The following is a 15,943-nucleotide window of genomic DNA, read 5'->3' as shown; positions in this document are numbered from 1 at the left end:
CCTTCCCCACCCGGCCTGCGGGCCTCACCGACCCGGTCCTTCGTTGTCACTCTCACCTTCAGAGTGCTAACGCCAATGATTAGCACTCGGCATGGTCGAGTGCAAGCGCCCCTCGGGGATCGGGCCCGGCCGTCAGCCACCCGCGAACACGGACCCGGCGGGCGTCCGGGCAGGCCGAAGGGCCCGTACCCAGTGGGTACGGGCCCTTCGGATGAAGACCGGGTGCTGTGGTGGCCGCGCGTCTCAGGCGCTGAGGCGAACCATGTCGGCCTGCGGGCCCTTCTGACCCTGCGAGATCTCGAACTCGACCCGCTGGCCTTCTTCGAGGGTGCGGTAGCCGTCCATCTGAATCGCGCTGTAGTGGACGAAAACATCCGCACCACCGTCGACCGCGATGAAGCCGTACCCCTTCTCCGCGTTGAACCACTTGACGGTGCCCTGAGCCATGCCTAACTCCCCTATTACTGGCCCTTGCACAGATCCGCACTTCGCGAACCCGGGTCAGACCTCGCCCCCTCACGACTGGGGGCGTGCGCCGGAACGCGTCGACCGCGGCTGAATGTATCTGTCCAACTGCCGTCTGCAACAGGTCAATCGGACGAGAAATCTGGACGCGCCCGGTCCGGAATGTGGCGAGAATTCGCCTGAATTCGGGTCAAGTCGGGTCACGCAAAGGGAACAAAAGCCGCAGAATACGCTCGCACTTTGGCTGCTTCTTGTCGGGCGGGCGGCAGGAATTAACGGTTCCCGTTGTGCTGATCGGGAGCGCGTTCCCCAACTCTACCGCGCTCAACCACATGGAATTGCCCCCTCCGTTTCTCTTACGGAGAGGGCAATACGCACTACAAGGTGTATCTGCGTCCGCTTCAGCCGCCGGCGACCGCCGGGATGATCGAGACGCCCGCGCCGTCCGGCGTCGCGGTCTGGAGACCCTGCTCGAAGCGGACGTCGTCGTCGTTGACGTAGACGTTGACGAAGCGGCGCAGCTTGCCCTGGTCGTCCAGCACGCGGGCGGCGATGCCGGTGTGGTTCTTCTCCAGGTCGGAGATGACCTCCCCGAGGTTGGCGCCGTCGGCACTCACCTCGGCCTTGCCGCCGGTGTAGGTACGCAGGATGGTCGGGATACGAACGGTCACGCTCATGCGAGGCCAGCCTCTCGGAAGGAGTCCAGGTTGGGACGGATCGTGGCGGTGACGCCGGTGCCGGCCACCGCGTCGAGGGTCTTCAGGCCGTCGCCGGTGTTCAGGACGACCGTGGTGAGCGACGGGTCCAGCACGCCGTCCTCGATCAGCTTCTTCGTGACGCCGACGGTCACGCCGCCCGCCGTCTCCGCGAAGATGCCCTCCGTGCGGGCGAGCAGCTTGATCGCGTCCACGACCTGCTCGTCGGTCACGTCCTCCACGGCGCCGCCGGTGCGGCGGGCGATGTCGAGGACGTAGGGGCCGTCGGCCGGGTTGCCGATGGCCAGCGACTTGGCGATGGTGTTCGGCTTCTGCGGGCGGACCACGTCGTGCCCGGCCTTGTACGCCGTGGAGACCGGCGAGCAGCCCTCGGCCTGCGCGCCGAAGATCTTGTACGGCCTGTCCTCGACCAGGCCGAGCTCGATCAGCTCCTTCAGCCCCTTGTCGATCTTCGTCAGCTGGGAGCCGGACGCGATCGGCACCACGATCTGGTCGGGCAGCCGCCAGCCGAGCTGCTCGCAGATCTCGTACGCGAGGGTTTTGGAACCCTCGGCGTAGTACGGCCGCAGGTTGACGTTGACGAAGCCCCAGCCCTCGCCGGCCGGGTCGCCGATCAGCTCGGAGCAGAAGCGGTTCACGTCGTCGTAGTTGCCCTCGATGCCGACCAGCTCACCGCCGTAGACGGCGGCCATGACGACCTTGCCCTGCTCCAAGTCGTGCGGGATGAACACACAGGAGCGGAAACCGGCCCGCGCGGCGGCGGCGCCGACGGCGCCGGCGAGGTTGCCGGTGGAGGAGCAGGAGAGCGTGGTGAAGCCGAAGGCGCGGGCGGCCTCGATGGCCTGGGCGACGACGCGGTCCTTGAAGGAGTGCGTCGGGTTGCCGGAGTCGTCCTTGACGTACAGCCCGCCGGTGACGCCCAGCTCGCGGGCGAGGTTGTCGGCCTTGACGAGCTTGGTCCAGCCGGGATTGATGTTCGGCTTGGTGGCGACGTCGGCCGGGACGGGCAGCAGGGGGGCGTAGCGCCAGATGTTCGCGGGGCCCGCCTCGATCCGCTTGCGCAGCTCTTCGGTGTCGTAGGCGGAGAAGTCGTAGGCGATCTCGAGGGGGCCGAAACACTCCTCGCAGGCGAAGACCGGTCCGAGCGGGACCCGGTGGCCGCACTCCCGGCAGCTCAGGGCTGCGGCGGGGCCGAGGTCGACCGCGGGGTTCGTGGAGTTCGTGGGGGATTCGGCAGTCTGCACAGCCATGGAGGCGAGGCCCTTTCTCCTCATCTTCCTCACGACGCATCTCGCCGTGAGACGGATTTGGCACCTTCCCTAGCCGGGAGCCTCGCCACGTCTGTGTGACAAGAGCCGGCTGGAGGGTTGCCGGGGCTTCATCGGGCCGTATCCCTCTGCCCCTCTGGATGAGCGGTATGAAGTTGTTCTTCGCTGGTACGCGCGGCCACCCCGGCATGCGGTGGTCCCACGCGTTGTTCAAGACTGTAACCGACGGCCAGGACGGTTGAGACAGTCGTCCGTACCGCGAGATGGATCACAAAGGAGCCCCGGGACGTGCTGGAAGAAGTCGAGCGCTGGCTGGACGCACGCTCCTGGTCGGCCGCGGACCGGCCGCTCCAGCACCTTCTGTCCGCCAAGCACGCCACCGGGCAGTCGGTCAGCGTGGTGCTCCCCGCCCTGGACGAGGAGGCCACGGTCGGCGACATCGTCTCGGTGATCAGGCGGGAGCTGGTGGAGCGGGTCCCGCTCGTCGACGAGGTCGTGGTCGTGGACTCCGGTTCGAGCGACCGTACGGCGGAGGTGGCCGCGGCGGCCGGCGCGCGCGTCGTGCACCGCGACGCGATCCTCCCCCGCATCCCCGCCGTGCCGGGCAAGGGCGAGGTGCTGTGGCGCTCGCTGCTGGTCACCGGCGGGGACATCGTCTGCTTCGTCGACGCCGACCTGCGCGAGTTCTCCGCCGACTTCGTCTCCGGGATCGTGGGCCCGCTGCTCACCGACCCGGACGTGCACCTCGTCAAGGCCATGTACGACCGGCCGCTCGGTGCCGCCCCCGGCCAGGGCGGCCGGGTCACGGAGCTGATGGCCCGCCCGCTGCTCAACATGCACTGGCCGCAGCTGGCCGGTTTCGTCCAGCCGCTCGGCGGCGAGTACGCGGCCCGCCGCTCCCTGCTGGAACGGCTCCCCTTCCCGGTCGGCTACGGCGTCGAGCTGGGCATGCTGGTCGACGCCCTGCACCTGGTGGGCCTGGACGCGCTCGCGCAGGTCGACGTGGGGGTCCGCGTCCACCGCCACCAGGACGGGCGGGCCCTGGGCCGGATGGCCGCCGCGATCTACCGCACCGCCCAGCTCCGGCTGGCCCGCGGCCACCTCGTCCGCCCGGCCCTCACCCAGTTCGAACGCGGCGTCGACGGCTTCGAGCCCCGCACCTACCCCGTGGACACCGAGGAACGGCCCCCGATGAGGGAGATCGCGGAGTACACGACCCGACGGGTGGCCTGACGGCTAGCCGCGTGACCGAATCGGCGTCCGGGTGACAGCGGGGAACGTTTGAGGTTCGAGGGGTCGGGCTAGGTTGAGGCGTATGGCTTCAAGGTTCGGTGCTGCTCAGGTGCTGGTCGCCTCCAACCGGGGGCCCGTCTCGTACGAGGTGCGGGAGGACGGGTCGCTGCACGCCAAACGGGGCGGTGGCGGGCTCGTCTCGGGGCTGTCGGCCATCGGGCCCGACGCCGGTGCGCTGTGGGTGTGCTCGGCGCTGGGCGACGGCGACCGCGAGGCGGTGCGGCGCGGGGTCGGCGAGGACGGCGTACGGATGCTGGACGTACCGGCCGACGTGCACGCTGACGCGTACAACGGGATCGCCAACTCGGTGCTGTGGTTCGTGCACCACATGCTGTACCAGACGCCCCTGGAGCCGGTCTTCGACGCGGAGTTCCGGCGGCAGTGGGCCTCCTACGAGGCGTACAACCGGGCCTTCGCCGAGGCGCTGGCCGAGGAGGCGGCCGAGGGCGCGGTCGCGATCGTGCAGGACTACCACCTGACGCTGGTGCCGGGGATGCTGCGCGAGCTGCGTCCCGACCTCAGGATCGGCCACTTCTCGCACACACCCTGGGCCCCGGTCGACTACTTCCGGCTGCTGCCCGACGACATCGCCGAGCAGGTGCTGCGCGGGATGCTGGGCGCCGACCGGCTCGGGTTCCTCACCCGGCGCTGGGCCGACGCGTTCACCGCCTGCTGCGACGCGGTGGTGGGCGGGCTCGGCGGCACGGAGATCGGCGTGCACGGGCTGGGCGCCGACGGGGACTTCCTGCGCGCGCGGTCGCACGAGGCCGACGTCGAGGAGCGGATGGCGGACCTGCGCAAGGAGATCGGGGAGGGCCGCCGCACGATCGTGCGGGTGGACCGGACCGAGCTGTCCAAGAACATCGTGCGGGGGCTGCTGGCCTACCGGGAACTGCTGGCGGGCCGGCCCGAGTGGCGCGAACGGGTCGTGCACGTCGCGTTCGCCTACCCCTCGCGGCAGGACCTCGCCGTGTACCGCGACTACACGGCCGAGGTGCGGCGGGTCGCGGAGGCGGTGAACGAGGAGTTCGGCACGCCGGGGTGGACGCCGGTCGTGCTGAACCTGAAGGACGACTTCGCACGGTCGCTGGCGGCGTACCGGCTCGCGGACGTGGCGCTCGTCAACCCCGTCCGGGACGGGATGAACCTGGTCGCGAAGGAGGTGCCGGTCGTCTCCGACAGGGGGTGCGCGCTGGTGCTGTCGCGGGAGGCCGGGGCGTACGAGGAGCTGGGCGAGGACGCGGTGGTGGTGAACCCGTACGACGTCGTCGGGACGGCGGACGCCTTGCACGAGGCGCTCTCCCTGCCCGCCGGGGAGCGGGCCGAGCGGTCGAAGCGGCTCGCTGCCGCCGGCACCGCGCTGCCCCCGGCGCGGTGGTTCCTGGAGCAGCTGGACGCGCTGCGGGGCTGAGGGACCGGGGCGGGGGCTACTTGTCCTGGACCGGCGGGCAGGTGCCGGTCTCCTCGCCGATGGAGTTGATCTCGGCGTTCGACCGCGGGTCACCCGCGTAGTTCACCTGGTCCGTGCACTTCACCCCGTCCTCCTTCGGGGTGCCGGACTGCGTGCCGCCCGACTGGACCGGCGGGCAGGTGCCGGTGTCCGCGCCGATGGAGTTGATCTCGGCGTTCGACCTGGGGTCACCGGCGTAGTCCTGCTGGTCCGTGCACTTCACCCCGTCCTCCTTCGGGGTGCCGGACTGCGTGCCGCCCGACTGGACCGGCGGGCAGGTGCCGGTGTCCGCGCCGATCGAGTTGATCTCGGCGTTCGACCGCGGGTCACCGGCGTAGTCCTGCTGGTCCGTGCACTTCTCCCCCGTCCCCTGGCCGGGCTTCGCGCCCTTCGGGGTGTCCGAGGACGTGCCGGTGGCGGTGGGGGACTGTGCGGCGCTCGTCGCGGTGGCGGCGGAGGTGGCGGGGGCCGCGTCGTCGCTGCTGCCGCCGTTGCCGCAGGCGGTCAGCGTCAGGCCGAGGGCCAGGGCGGCGAGGGCGAGGATCGGAGTCTTCCGAGCGGACATGACGTGTACCTCCACGGTTCTGAGCCTCACTGAGCAGGCGTTACGCCTCCCAAGACCGTGCGGGCGGAAGATCGGGTTCCCCCGCCCTCGGCGTCAGGACACGCCTGTGACATGCGGGAGAACCGTCCGTGACGTTGTCTCAGGCCAGCCTGCGCGCGAGGGCCGCCAGCAGGGCCACCACTCCGGCCGGGCCGGCCACCTCGACGTCCGCGCGCTCGCGCAGTTCCGTCACCTCGTCGCTGCCGCTGCAGACCAGGAGGCCCGGAGTGCCCTCGGCGCGGAGGGCGTCGACGGCCGCGTAGGCCGGGAGGTCGCCGAGGTCGTCTCCGGCGAAGAGGACGGAGGCGGCGTCGAGGGAGTGGACGTACGACCGCAGGGCCGCGCCCTTGTCCATACCGGGCGGGCGCAGCTCCAGGACCATGCGGCCGGGTTCGACGATCAGGCCGTGCCGGGCGGCCAGGCCGGTGAGGGGGGCGCGCAGGGCGTCGAAGGCGGCCTGCGGGTCGGGGGCGCGGCGGGTGTGGACGGCGACCGCGTGCCCCTTGTCCTCCGTCCAGGTGCCCTCCGCGGCCCCGGACCGCTCCAGCAGCCCCGGCAGCTCGGTGCGGACGGCGGTGACGCCGGGGTGCGGTTCGGGCGTGGTGAGGGTGCCGGTGGCGGCGTCCCAGCGCTCGGCGCCGTAGTGGCCGAGGACGACGAGGCGGTCGAGGCCGGGGACGTCCGCGAAGCCGCCGTGGTGCACGGCGACCTCGGCGGGGCGGCCGGTGATCACGGCGATGGAGGCGACCTTCGGGGCCAGGGCCGCGAGCGCCGGTACGGCCTCGGGGTGGGCGCGGGCCCGGTCGGGGTCGGGCACGATCGGGGCGAGCGTGCCGTCGAAGTCGAGCGCGACCACCGCGCGGCCGGGGTGCGCGAGGATCGCGTCGAGCCCCTCGCGTCCGGCCGCCGTCGCGGGCGTCGGCAGGGGGTGTGGGGAGTCGTCTCGGGTGGAGTCCAGGTGGCTGCCCATACCGCGAACCTATCCCGCCGGCGCCGGGCCCACTCCCCCACACCCGGCCCGCCGGGCGCGGGGGCCCTCAGCGTTCCGTGCGGCGGGACTCGCGTACTCGGCGGAGGCGGTTGACCGTCACCGGGTCGGTGGCCAGGGCCCGGGGGTCGTCGAGGAGGGCGTTGAGGAGCTGGTAGTAGCGGACGGGGGCCAGGCCCAGCTCCTCGCGGATGGCGCGCTCCTTGGCGCCGGGGCCGGAGAAGCCACGGCGTTCCAGCGCGAGGATGCTCCGCTCCCGCTCGGCCAGCTCTCCCGGGTCCATGTACCGCACCGTAGCGCCCGCCACCGACAACGCGGCCGCTACTCCGCGCTGCCCGCCCGCATCGCCGTCGCCTGGATCTCGCCGAGGACCTCCTCGGGGCTGCGGCCGGGGACCACCGCCTCGCCGATGTGCTTCTTGACGTCCGCGCTGACCGAGGCCCAGGAGGTCTTGCCGACCGGGTACAGCTCGGAGAGCAGCAGCTCGTCCAGGAACGGCTTGAGGTTCTTGTCCTCGGCCGCGGTGCTCATGGTCCGGGAGGCCGAGGTGGTGACCGGCAGCAGGTCGTACTCGCGGGAGAAGCCGAGGACGTTCTCCTCGCTGTAGACGAAGTCGAGGAAGTCGCCGACCTCCTTCTGGTGGCCGTTCTTCTTGAAGGCCGTCATCCAGTCGGAGACGCCGAGGGTGTTCTTGCTCTCGCCGTCGATGCCCGGGGTGGTCACCATGCCGTACTTCACGCCCTTGTCGGACGCCATCTTCATCAGCGAGGGGTGGCCGTTGAGCATGCCCACGTCCCCGTTGGCGAACGCGGCGAAGGCGTCGGCGCGGTCGAGCTTGCCGGGGGCGGCCGGGCCGGTGAGGCCCTTGGCGACCAGTTCGTCCCGCAGCCAGGTGAAGGTGGTGACGTTCTGCGGGGAGTCGACGGAGTAGGTGCCGACGTCGTCGGTGTAGCCGCCCCCGCCGCTGAGCATCCACTGCATCGTCTCGGCCTGCGCCTCCTCGGACCCCAGCGGCAGGGCGTACGGGTACTTCACGCCCTTCTCCTTGAGCGCCTCGGCGGCCTCGGCGAGGTCGTCCCAGGACTTGGGCGGCTGGACCCCGGCCTTGTCGAAGAGGGTCTTGTTGTAGAAGAGCACCCGGGTGGAGGCCGCGAAGGGCAGGCCGTACTGCACGCCGTTGACCTGGCCCGCGCCGGCCAGCTGGGAGACGAAGTCGGCCTGGACCGGGATGGAGAGCACGTCGTCGGCGCGGTAGAGCAGGTCCTTGTCCGCGTAGTCGGAGTAGGCGCCGATCTGCGCCATGTCGGGCGCCTTGCCCGCCTCGACCAGCTCGCGGACCTTGCGGTCGACGTCGTTCCAGGAGTAGACGGTGACGTCCACCTGCACGTCGGGGTTCTTGGCCTCGTAGGACTCGACCAGTTGGTCCCAGTACTTCTGGGAGCTGTTGTCCTTGCTGTCTCCGTAGTCGGCGGCGACGAGCTTCAGGGTCACCCCGTCGGAGTCGCCGGTGAGACCGCAGCCGCCGAGGACCGCCGTCATGCCCAGTGCGGACACCACCGCGATCGTTCCTGTCCTACGCCGCTGCACCCTGTTCCCCAACCCTGACTGCTCGTTCGCGCGTTCGCTTACCGAATTAAGGTCTACACCACCACAGTGGACTAGACCTCTCCCGGGTGTACGGGCCACACTGTCCCCGTGAGACATGTCATCGCCCTCGATGTGGGCGGCACCGGGATGAAGGCCGCCCTGGCGGGGCCTGGGGGCGAACTGCTGCACCAGGCGCGCCGGGCCACCGGCCGCGAGCGGGGGCCCGAGGCGGTCGTCGCGGGCATCCTGGACTTCGCCGCCGAGCTGCGGGCCTACGGCGCCGACCGGTTCGGCGAACCGGCCCGCGCCGCCGGTGTCGCCGTCCCCGGCATCGTCGACGCCGAGCAGGGCGTGGCCGTGTACGCGGCCAACCTCGGCTGGCGCGACGTACCGCTGCGGACGCTGCTCGGCGAGCGGCTCGGCGGCATCCCGGTCGCCCTCGGCCACGACGTGCGCACCGGCGGGCTCGCCGAGGGCCGGATCGGTGCCGGTCAGGGCGCCGACCGGTTCCTGTTCGTGCCGCTGGGCACCGGCATCGCGGGCGCCATCGGCATCGACGGCCGGGTCGAGGCGGGCGCCCACGGCTTCGCGGGCGAGATCGGCCATGTCGTCGTGCGCCCCGGCGGCATCCCCTGTCCGTGCGGCCAGCGCGGCTGCCTGGAGCGGTTCGCGTCCGCCTCGGCGGTCAGCCAGGTGTGGGCCGAGGCCTCGGGCGACCCGGCGGCGGACGCCGCCGACTGCGCCAAGGCCGTCGAGTCCGGGGACGCCCGCGCGCTCGCCGTGTGGCGGGACGCCGTGGACGCGCTCGCCGACGGGCTGGTCACCGCGCTCACCCTGCTGGACCCACGCGTCCTGATCATCGGTGGCGGCCTCGCCGAGGCGGGGGAAACCTTGTTCACACCGCTGCGGGACGCCGTCCGGCGGCGCGTCACCTTCCAGAGACTGCCCGAGATCGTCCCCGCCGCACTCGGGGACACCGCCGGCTGCCTGGGTGCCGGGCTGATGGCCTGGGACCTGCTCGACACCGCCGCTTCGACCGCTACCGCTTCCCCGGCCCCTACAGCTTCCCCGGCCGCCACGGCCGCGACTCCCCCGGAGGTAACCACCTGATGGCCCCAAGCAAGGTTCTCGCCGGTGCCCGGGTGGTACTGCCCACCGGGACCGTGGACGACGGCCGCGTGATCGTCGACGGCACGCGGATCGCGGACACGGCTCCCCCGCAGGCCGAGGTCGTCGACGTGTCGGGCCACTGGGTGGTCCCCGGCTTCGTCGACATCCACAACCACGGCGGCGGCGGGGCCTCCTTCGCCGGCGGCACCGCCGAGGAGATCCTGGGCGGCGTCGAGACGCACCGCAGGCACGGCACCACCACGGTGGTCGCCTCCGCCGTCACCGGTGACCTGGACTTCCTCGCCCGGCACGCCGGGGTGCTCGCCGAGCTGGCCCAGCAGGGCGACATCGCCGGCATCCACTTCGAGGGGCCGTTCATCTCTCCGTGCCGCAAGGGCGCGCACGACGAGCAGCTGCTGCGCGACCCGGACCCGGCCGAGGTGCGCAAGCTGGTCGACGCGGCGCACGGCCACGCGAAGATGATGACGCTGGCGACCGAGCTGCCGGGCGGCCTGGACTCCGTACGGCTGCTCGTCGAGCACGGCGTGATCGCGGCCGTCGGGCACACCGACGCCACGTACGAGCAGACCGTGCAGGCCATCGACGCGGGCGCCACCGTCGCCACGCACCTGTTCAACGCGATGCCCCCGGTCGGCCACCGCGCCCCGGGGCCGATCACGGCCCTGCTGGAGGACGAGCGGATCACCGTCGAGCTGATCAACGACGGCACGCACCTGCACCCGGCCGCGCTCCAGCTGGCCTTCCACCACGCGGGTGCCGCCCGGGTCGCCTTCATCACCGACGCGATGGACGCGGCGGGCTTCGGCGACGGCCGCTATCTGCTCGGCCCGATGGAGGTCGAGGTCGCGGACGGCGTGGCCCGGCTGGTGGAGGGCGGCTCGATCGCGGGCTCCACGCTCACCCTGGACCGCGCCTTCAAGCGGGCGGTGACGGTGGACCGGCTGCCCGTCGGGGACGTCGTCGCCGCGATCTCCGCCAACCCGGCGCGACTGCTCGGCCTGGACGACCGGATCGGCTCCCTGGAGCCCGGCAAGGACGCCGACCTGGTGGTCCTGGACGACGCCTTCGACCTGGTGGGCGTGATGCGCAAGGGCGCCTGGGTGGTCGATCCCCAACTGGGCTGATCCGTCCCCCGGTCAGCTCCGGGCCGACCGGTGACGGCCGCCCCGGGGGCTGGGCCGACCGCCCTCCTTTTGGCATGATCGTGTCGTGGAGCACGGCTCCGCGGGCACAGCCAGCCGCACACGATCGGGGGAGGTCGGCACGGTGATCCTCACCGTCACTCTGAACACCGCGCTCGACATCACCTACCGCGTCCAGGGCCTCAGGCCGCACGCCTCCCACCGGGTGACGGACGTGACCGAGCGGCCCGGCGGCAAGGGGCTGAACGTGGCCCGGGTACTGGCGGCCCTCGGGCACGAGGTGACGGTCACCGGCTTCGCGGGCGGCACCACCGGGGCCGTCGTGCGCGAGGGGCTGACCGGCGTGCGCGGGGTGACCGACGCGCTCGTGCCGGTCGCGGGGGCGACACGGCGCACCATCGCCGTCGTCGACGCGCGCAGCGGCGACACCACCCAGCTCAACGAGCCGGGCCCGGCCGTCGCACCCGCCGAGTGGAACGCCTTCCAGGAGGCCTACGAGGACCTGCTGACCGGCGCCGCCGCGGTGGCCCTGTGCGGCAGCCTGCCGCCGGGCGTCCCGGTGGGCGCGTACGCCGGACTGGTGCGTGCCGCGCGCACCGCGGGTGTGCCGGTGCTGCTGGACACCAGCGGGGAGCCGCTGCGGCGGGGGCTCGCCGCCCGACCCGACCTGATCAAGCCGAACGCCGACGAGCTGGCCGAGCTGACCGGCTCGCACGAGCCGCAGCGTGCCGCGCAGGCCGCCCGGCGCCGGGGTGCCCGCTCGGTGGTCGCCTCGCTGGGCGCCGAGGGGCTGCTCGCGGTGACCCCGGAGGGCCGCTGGCGCGCCGCCCCGCCGGCCCACGTCCGGGGCAACCCGACCGGGGCGGGCGACTCGGCGGTGGCGGGCCTGCTCTCGGGCCTGGTGGAGCACCTGCCCTGGCCGGACCGGCTGGCCCGCGCGGTCGCCCTGTCGGCGGCGACGGTGCTGGCGCCGGTGGCGGGCGAGTTCGACCGGGCGGCGTACGAGGAGCTGCTCGGGCGCGGCGTCGCGGTGACCGCGGAGGCGGGCGCGGCCTGACCCCGCCGGGGCCGCCGGCCGGGCCCTAGTCCTTGACCTGGCCCTTCTTCAGGGAGAACTGGTCCAGCAGGACGTTGCACTGGTCGCCGTCGGCGCAGGACAGCGTGATCGTGTTGGTGCCCTTGTTGAGGGTGGGCCAGGCGTAGGTCTTGGTCCAGCCCTTGGCGAAGTCGCCGTCCTTGGCCTGCGCGAAGTTGCCCAGGTTCAGCTTGCTGCCGAACTCCTTGCCGTTGACCGTGAGGGTCATCGACTGGTCCTCGCCGGCCGCGCTGTACGTGGTGAAGAGGGTGTAGAGGCCGTCCTCGGGAATGCCGTTGACGGTCCAGGTGACCGAGGCGCCCGGCTGGTTCAGGTTGGCCACGTAGACACCGCCGGCCGACTGGGCGCCCTTGACCTCCGACGCGAGGGAGGCCGCGCCGCCCAGCCGCATCGCCTTCGCCTCGACGGAGGGCAGCTCGACGTCCTCGTCGTCGGCGCCCTCGCTCGCCGACGGGCTCGGCTCGCTGCTCTGGGACTGGGTGGGGGCCGGGTCGCCGCCCGCGTCGTTGCCGCCCTCGTCGTCGGAGCCGCTGCTCGTCATGGCCACAGCGATGCCGATGACCACGGCGGCGACGACCGCCACCGCGCCGATCAGCAGGCCCTTGGTGTTCGGGCCGCGGCGTCCGCCGCCCCCGCCGTGCCCCGACGGCTGCTGCGGGCCCCCGGGACCGCCGCCGCCGGGGAAGGTCTCCGGCGCGGCGTAGTGCGCGTTCGGCTGTCCGTAGGCCCCCTGCGGCTGGCCGTAGGCGCCCTGCTGGGGCGGGGCGGCCTGGCCGTAGGCGGCGGTCTGCGCGCCCTGGCCCTGCGGTGCGCCGTACTGCCGTGTGCCCACGGGACGCACCCGGTTGACCGAGTTCGGGTAGCCGTAGCCACCGGACGGCGGCTGGGCCCCGTTGGCCTGCCCGTCGGCGTAGAGGTAGCCGAAGGGGTCGTCGTCCTCGGGCGTGCTCGCGCCGTTGTTGCCGGGCGTCATCCCTAGGTCTCCTAACCAGATGCGGTGCGTGGTGCGGTACGGGTGTGTGAGAGAGCGAGCCTACCCGCTCCGGCTGACCCGAACGGGTGACCCAGACCGCATCAACGCGCTGACCTGCTGATCATCCGGCGCGGCGGTGCTGTTTGGGACGAGATCGTTTCTCGACGTACATCCGTTCGTCAGCCGACTTCAGGACTTCGTCCGCCGTCATGCCGCAGTGGGCCCAGCCGATGCCGAAGCTGGCGCCCACGCGGACGGCCCGGCCCTCGGCCCGGATGGGCTGGATGATCTCGTTGCGCAGCCGTACGGCGAGGTCCTGGGCGTCGGCCCGGCCGAGCCCGTTGGCGAGGATCACGAACTCGTCGCCGCCGAGCCGGGCCACCGTGTCGCCGTCGCGGACGCCGCCGCTGAGCCGCCGGGCGACCTCGATCAGCACGGCGTCGCCCGCGTTGTGCCCGAACCGGTCGTTGATCGACTTGAAGCCGTCCAGGTCGCAGAAGAGGACCGCGAGCCCCTTGGTGCCGTCGTCGCGCCCGTCCTGGGGGGCCACGGCGTGCACATGGTGGTCGAAGGCCCCGTACGGCTCGACGGAGCCGCCGAAGTCGAAGGTGTGGCCGCCGGAGTCGAACACGGCGGAGTGCCCGTAGGCGGCGTCCATGGCGTCGGCCACGGCCGCGTGCGAGGACTGCGGGCGCTGGCACAGCCGGGCGGCGAGCCGGGAGCGCAGCTCGGCGCTGTTCGGCAGGCCGGTGAGGGAGTCGTGGGAGGCGCGGTGGGCGAGCTGGAGCTCGCGGCGCTTGCGCTCCTCTATGTCCTCGACGTGGGTGAGCAGGAAGCGCGGCCCGTCGGCGGCGTCGGCGACGACGCTGTTGCGCAGCGAGACCCAGACGTAGGTGCCGTCGCGGCGGCACAGGCGCAGCTCGGCCCGGCCGCCCTCGGCGGAGGTGCGCAGCAGGGTGCCGATGTCCTCGGGGTGCACCAGGTCGGAGAAGGCGTAGCGGCGCATCGCGGAGGCGCGGCGGCCCAGCAGGCGGCACAGCGCGTCGTTGGTGCGCAGGATGCGGCCGTGCTGGTCGCCGCCCATCTCGGCGATGGCCATGCCGGAGGGGGCGTACTCGAAGGCCTGCCGGAAGCTCTCCTCGCTGGCCCGCAGCGCCTGCTGGTCGCGCTCCAGGCGGACCAGGGCGCGCTGCATGTTGGAGCGGAGCCGGGCGTTGCTGATCGCGATGGCGGCCTGGAACGCGTACATCTGCAAAGCCTCGCGACCCCAGGCGCCGGGGCGGCGGCCGTTGCGCGGCCGGTCCACGGACAGGACGCCGATCAGCTCGCCGCTGTTGCCGCCGCCCTGGGGGCCCGGCGCGTACATCGGGGCGAAGAGCCGGTCCGAGGGGTGCCACTCGTCCTCGAAGCGGGGCGCGGGCCCGTCGGTGTACCACTGCGGGACGTCGTCGTCGTCGAGGACCCAGCCCTCGGTGTGGGGTATGAAGATCAGGTCGCCCCACTGCTCGCCCATGTTCAGGCGCCGGTCCCAGGACTCGCGGGAGCCCGAGCGGCCGGTGATGAGCGCCTCGGCGGCCGGGTTGCCCGCGAAGGCGGCGACGACGAGGTCGCCGTCGGGGCCGACCAGGTTGACGCACGCCAGCTCGTAGTTGAGGGCCTGCACGACGCCGTCGGCGACGGCCTGCAGGGTGTCGGCCAGGCTGCGGGCCTTGTTCATGTCGGCCATGGCCTGGTGCAGCTGCCGCAGGGACGCCAGGCGGACATAGGGCTCCGAGTCGGTCTCCATGCTCGCCCTCCCCCCGAGACCTCGCAGTGAATCAAGGGTTCTCTTCGGCGCCTTTACTGATGGTGCCCTTGCAGGTTCCCCGCCACTGAATCACAGCGCGCTCCCCACTCGGTACACAGGGTCAACAATTACCGCCCCTTGTGACTCAAGTCACAGCTAAACATGAACAATTGAGTGGGGTTTCCGCGTTTTCCCTGTGCGTTTACCGAACGCAAAGTTTGTGGGTATGCGCACGTCTCCTTCCGTGGTCCTAGGACCCGGTTCGGACCGGGGTCCGATACCCCGCCCGTGCCCCGGAGATTAGCGTGGCGGGGTGCCGAACACTCCGTCTCTCACGTATCCCGGGTCTCCCGCGGCCCCCGCGTCCCCGTTGCCCTCGCCCGCCTCCGGGCATGCTGAGGGGGTGAGCAACGAGGAGTTCCGTGCCGCCATGTCCCGGCTGGCCTCGGGCGTGGTCCTGGTGACCGCGCAGGAGCCGCCGCTGGATCCCGACGACCCGCTGGCACCGCGCGGCGAGGACGTCGGAATGACGGCCACCGCCTTCATGTCGGTCTCCCTGGACCCGCCCCTGGTCCTGGTCGGCCTGCGCGAGGGCTCCCGCATGGACGACCTGCTGGCCGAGCAGCCCCTGTGGGCGGTCTCCGTCCTGACCGAGAGCCAGCGGCACATCGCGGGCCGCTTCGCGATGAAGGGCCGCGTCAGCGACCGCCTCCTGTTCGCGGACATCCCGTACGTGCGGGGCGAGGCGACCGGGGCGCCCCTGGCGGGCGGCGCCCTGGCGACCCTGGAGTGCCGCACCGAGCAGCGGGTGGCGGCCGGCGACCACACCCTGGTGATCGGCCGGGTCCTGACCGCCGCGCTGCCCAGCGCGGACGGGGGTCCGCTGACCTACTTCCGGGGCCGGTACCGGCAGCTGGGCTGAGCGGGTAATCCGCTCGTCCGGCGCGCGGATGCCGACCTGGGGTGCCCGCATGACGACCAGCCCCGCGCTCCGCCTGGAGAAGATCACCCCCGCGAACATCGAGGCCGCCCTCGCCGTACGGGTGCGCCCCGAGCAGGAGTTCGCCGTGGCCCCGGTGGTGAAGTCCCTCGCCGAGGCCTACGTCCAACCCGAGAAGCCCTGGCCCCGCCTGATCCTCGACGGCGACCGCCCCGTCGGCTTCCTCATGGGCTTCTTCGGCATCGACTGGTACGACGACGGCAGCGCGCTGCGCTCCGGTCTGTGGCGCCTCAACATCGCCGCCGGGGAGCAGGGCCGGGGGTACGGCCGCTTCGCCGTGGAGTCGGTGGCCGCCGAGGTCCGGCGCCGCGGCGGCAGGGAGTGCTTCGTCACCTGGCACCCCGCGGGGACGGTCCCGAGAAGTTCTACCTGGGCCTCGGCTTCCGTCCGAACGGGGAGAAGGCCGAGGAGGAGACGGCCGGCGTGCTGGAGCTGGACTGAGAC

Annotated in this window: 15 protein-coding genes, 1 pseudogene and 1 riboswitch; of the genes and pseudogenes, 7 read left to right on the top strand and 9 right to left on the bottom strand. The window is 72.3% G+C overall.

Annotation, left to right across the window (positions count from 1 at the left end; all coding sequences use genetic code 11):
- Window positions 1-243: 243 nt before the first annotated feature.
- The 3 genes from ACZ56V_RS29010 to thrC form a co-directional block, all read right to left on the bottom strand.
- Window positions 244-447: a cold-shock protein gene (locus ACZ56V_RS29010; RefSeq protein ID WP_004929928.1), complete on the bottom strand. Its 204-nt coding sequence runs from the start codon at window positions 445-447 to the stop codon at window positions 244-246.
- Window positions 448-866: 419 nt separating this feature from the next.
- Entirely contained in the window at window positions 867-1,142 is a 276-nt protein-coding gene (locus tag ACZ56V_RS29005; RefSeq protein WP_003974680.1) for a MoaD/ThiS family protein, read from the bottom strand.
- Window positions 1,139-2,431, bottom strand: coding sequence for a threonine synthase (gene thrC / locus ACZ56V_RS29000; protein ID WP_398914530.1), 1,293 nt, complete (start codon window positions 2,429-2,431; stop codon window positions 1,139-1,141). Before thrC ends, ACZ56V_RS29005 begins: the two co-directional genes overlap by 4 nt.
- Window positions 2,432-2,448: 17 nt before the next feature.
- Window positions 2,449-2,596: riboswitch (SAM riboswitch) on the bottom strand.
- A gap of 141 nt (window positions 2,597-2,737) precedes the next feature.
- On the opposite strand from thrC, the gene ACZ56V_RS28995 reads away from it, so the two are divergent.
- Together ACZ56V_RS28995 and ACZ56V_RS28990 are read left to right on the top strand one after the other, a co-directional pair.
- Window positions 2,738-3,682 carry a glucosyl-3-phosphoglycerate synthase gene (locus ACZ56V_RS28995; protein ID WP_398914528.1) on the top strand — a complete coding sequence of 315 codons (945 nt, stop codon included), beginning with the start codon at window positions 2,738-2,740 and terminating at the stop codon, window positions 3,680-3,682.
- A gap of 82 nt (window positions 3,683-3,764) precedes the next feature.
- On the top strand, window positions 3,765-5,153 hold the full coding sequence (locus tag ACZ56V_RS28990; protein WP_398914526.1) for a trehalose-6-phosphate synthase: 1,389 nt from the start codon (window positions 3,765-3,767) through the stop codon (window positions 5,151-5,153).
- 16 nt (window positions 5,154-5,169) lie between these two features.
- Here ACZ56V_RS28990 and ACZ56V_RS28985 read toward each other — a convergent pair whose 3' ends face one another.
- The 4 genes from ACZ56V_RS28985 to ACZ56V_RS28970 all read right to left on the bottom strand — a co-directional run bounded on the left by ACZ56V_RS28985 (window position 5,170) and on the right by ACZ56V_RS28970 (window position 8,371).
- Window positions 5,170-5,757 (bottom strand): hypothetical protein, encoded by a 588-nt coding sequence (locus ACZ56V_RS28985; RefSeq protein ID WP_468946300.1) that lies wholly within the window; start codon window positions 5,755-5,757, stop codon window positions 5,170-5,172.
- 139 nt (window positions 5,758-5,896) lie between these two features.
- Entirely contained in the window at window positions 5,897-6,766 is an 870-nt protein-coding gene (gene otsB, locus ACZ56V_RS28980) for a trehalose-phosphatase (protein ID WP_468946297.1), read from the bottom strand.
- 67 nt (window positions 6,767-6,833) lie between these two features.
- Window positions 6,834-7,067, bottom strand: a complete 234-nt coding sequence (locus ACZ56V_RS28975; protein ID WP_356359570.1) for a DUF3263 domain-containing protein — start codon at window positions 7,065-7,067, stop codon at window positions 6,834-6,836.
- Window positions 7,068-7,105: 38 nt separating this feature from the next.
- Entirely contained in the window at window positions 7,106-8,371 is a 1,266-nt protein-coding gene (locus tag ACZ56V_RS28970) for an ABC transporter substrate-binding protein (protein ID WP_468946293.1), read from the bottom strand.
- A gap of 147 nt (window positions 8,372-8,518) precedes the next feature.
- Between ACZ56V_RS28970 and ACZ56V_RS28965 the strand changes: the two genes are divergently transcribed.
- The 3 genes from ACZ56V_RS28965 to ACZ56V_RS28955 all read left to right on the top strand — a co-directional run bounded on the left by ACZ56V_RS28965 (window position 8,519) and on the right by ACZ56V_RS28955 (window position 11,701).
- Window positions 8,519-9,481, top strand: a complete 963-nt coding sequence (locus tag ACZ56V_RS28965; RefSeq protein WP_468946526.1) for an ROK family protein — start codon at window positions 8,519-8,521, stop codon at window positions 9,479-9,481.
- Window positions 9,481-10,626, top strand: a complete 1,146-nt coding sequence (nagA, locus tag ACZ56V_RS28960; protein ID WP_398914520.1) for an N-acetylglucosamine-6-phosphate deacetylase — start codon at window positions 9,481-9,483, stop codon at window positions 10,624-10,626. Before ACZ56V_RS28965 ends, nagA begins: the two co-directional genes overlap by 1 nt.
- 142 nt (window positions 10,627-10,768) lie before the next feature.
- Entirely contained in the window at window positions 10,769-11,701 is a 933-nt protein-coding gene (locus tag ACZ56V_RS28955; protein ID WP_467379835.1) for a 1-phosphofructokinase family hexose kinase, read from the top strand.
- Window positions 11,702-11,726: 25 nt separating this feature from the next.
- Here the strand turns inward: ACZ56V_RS28955 and ACZ56V_RS28950 are convergent, their stop codons facing one another.
- Complete coding sequence (locus tag ACZ56V_RS28950; RefSeq protein ID WP_398914518.1) at window positions 11,727-12,713, bottom strand: carbohydrate-binding protein; 987 nt, start codon at window positions 12,711-12,713, stop codon at window positions 11,727-11,729.
- 121 nt (window positions 12,714-12,834) lie between these two features.
- Window positions 12,835-14,499: a diguanylate cyclase CdgB gene (gene cdgB, locus ACZ56V_RS28945; protein WP_398914516.1), complete on the bottom strand. Its 1,665-nt coding sequence runs from the start codon at window positions 14,497-14,499 to the stop codon at window positions 12,835-12,837.
- A gap of 313 nt (window positions 14,500-14,812) precedes the next feature.
- On the opposite strand from cdgB, the gene ACZ56V_RS28940 reads away from it, so the two are divergent.
- A complete protein-coding gene (locus tag ACZ56V_RS28940; RefSeq protein ID WP_398914514.1) occupies window positions 14,813-15,421 on the top strand; it encodes a flavin reductase family protein in 609 nt (202 codons plus the stop codon).
- 49 nt (window positions 15,422-15,470) lie between these two features.
- A pseudogene (locus tag ACZ56V_RS28935) lies at window positions 15,471-15,940 on the top strand (GNAT family N-acetyltransferase).
- Window positions 15,941-15,943: the final 3 nt, after the last annotated feature.

The organism is Streptomyces sp. NPDC034099 (assembly GCF_055575415.1).
Note: the sequence above shows the minus strand (reverse complement) of the source record. Positions and strands in the feature narration are given on the sequence as shown.

Bases quoted from the DNA above. Each gene is read 5' to 3' on its own strand.
- ACZ56V_RS28990 (WP_398914526.1), top strand. From the start codon at position 3,765: ATGGCTTCAAGGTTCGGTGCTGCTCAGGTGCTGGTCGCCTCCAACCGG.
- ACZ56V_RS28975 (WP_356359570.1), bottom strand. From the start codon at position 7,067: ATGGACCCGGGAGAGCTGGCCGAGCGGGAGCGGAGCATCCTCGCGCTG.
- nagA (WP_398914520.1), top strand. From the start codon at position 9,481: ATGGCCCCAAGCAAGGTTCTCGCCGGTGCCCGGGTGGTACTGCCCACC.
- ACZ56V_RS28950 (WP_398914518.1), bottom strand. From the start codon at position 12,713: ATGACGCCCGGCAACAACGGCGCGAGCACGCCCGAGGACGACGACCCC.
- ACZ56V_RS29005 (WP_003974680.1), bottom strand. From the start codon at position 1,142: ATGAGCGTGACCGTTCGTATCCCGACCATCCTGCGTACCTACACCGGC.
- ACZ56V_RS28985 (WP_468946300.1), bottom strand. From the start codon at position 5,757: ATGTCCGCTCGGAAGACTCCGATCCTCGCCCTCGCCGCCCTGGCCCTC.
- ACZ56V_RS29010 (WP_004929928.1), bottom strand. From the start codon at position 447: ATGGCTCAGGGCACCGTCAAGTGGTTCAACGCGGAGAAGGGGTACGGC.
- ACZ56V_RS28965 (WP_468946526.1), top strand. From the start codon at position 8,519: ATGAAGGCCGCCCTGGCGGGGCCTGGGGGCGAACTGCTGCACCAGGCG.
- otsB (WP_468946297.1), bottom strand. From the start codon at position 6,766: ATGGGCAGCCACCTGGACTCCACCCGAGACGACTCCCCACACCCCCTG.
- cdgB (WP_398914516.1), bottom strand. From the start codon at position 14,499: ATGGAGACCGACTCGGAGCCCTATGTCCGCCTGGCGTCCCTGCGGCAG.
- thrC (WP_398914530.1), bottom strand. From the start codon at position 2,431: ATGGCTGTGCAGACTGCCGAATCCCCCACGAACTCCACGAACCCCGCG.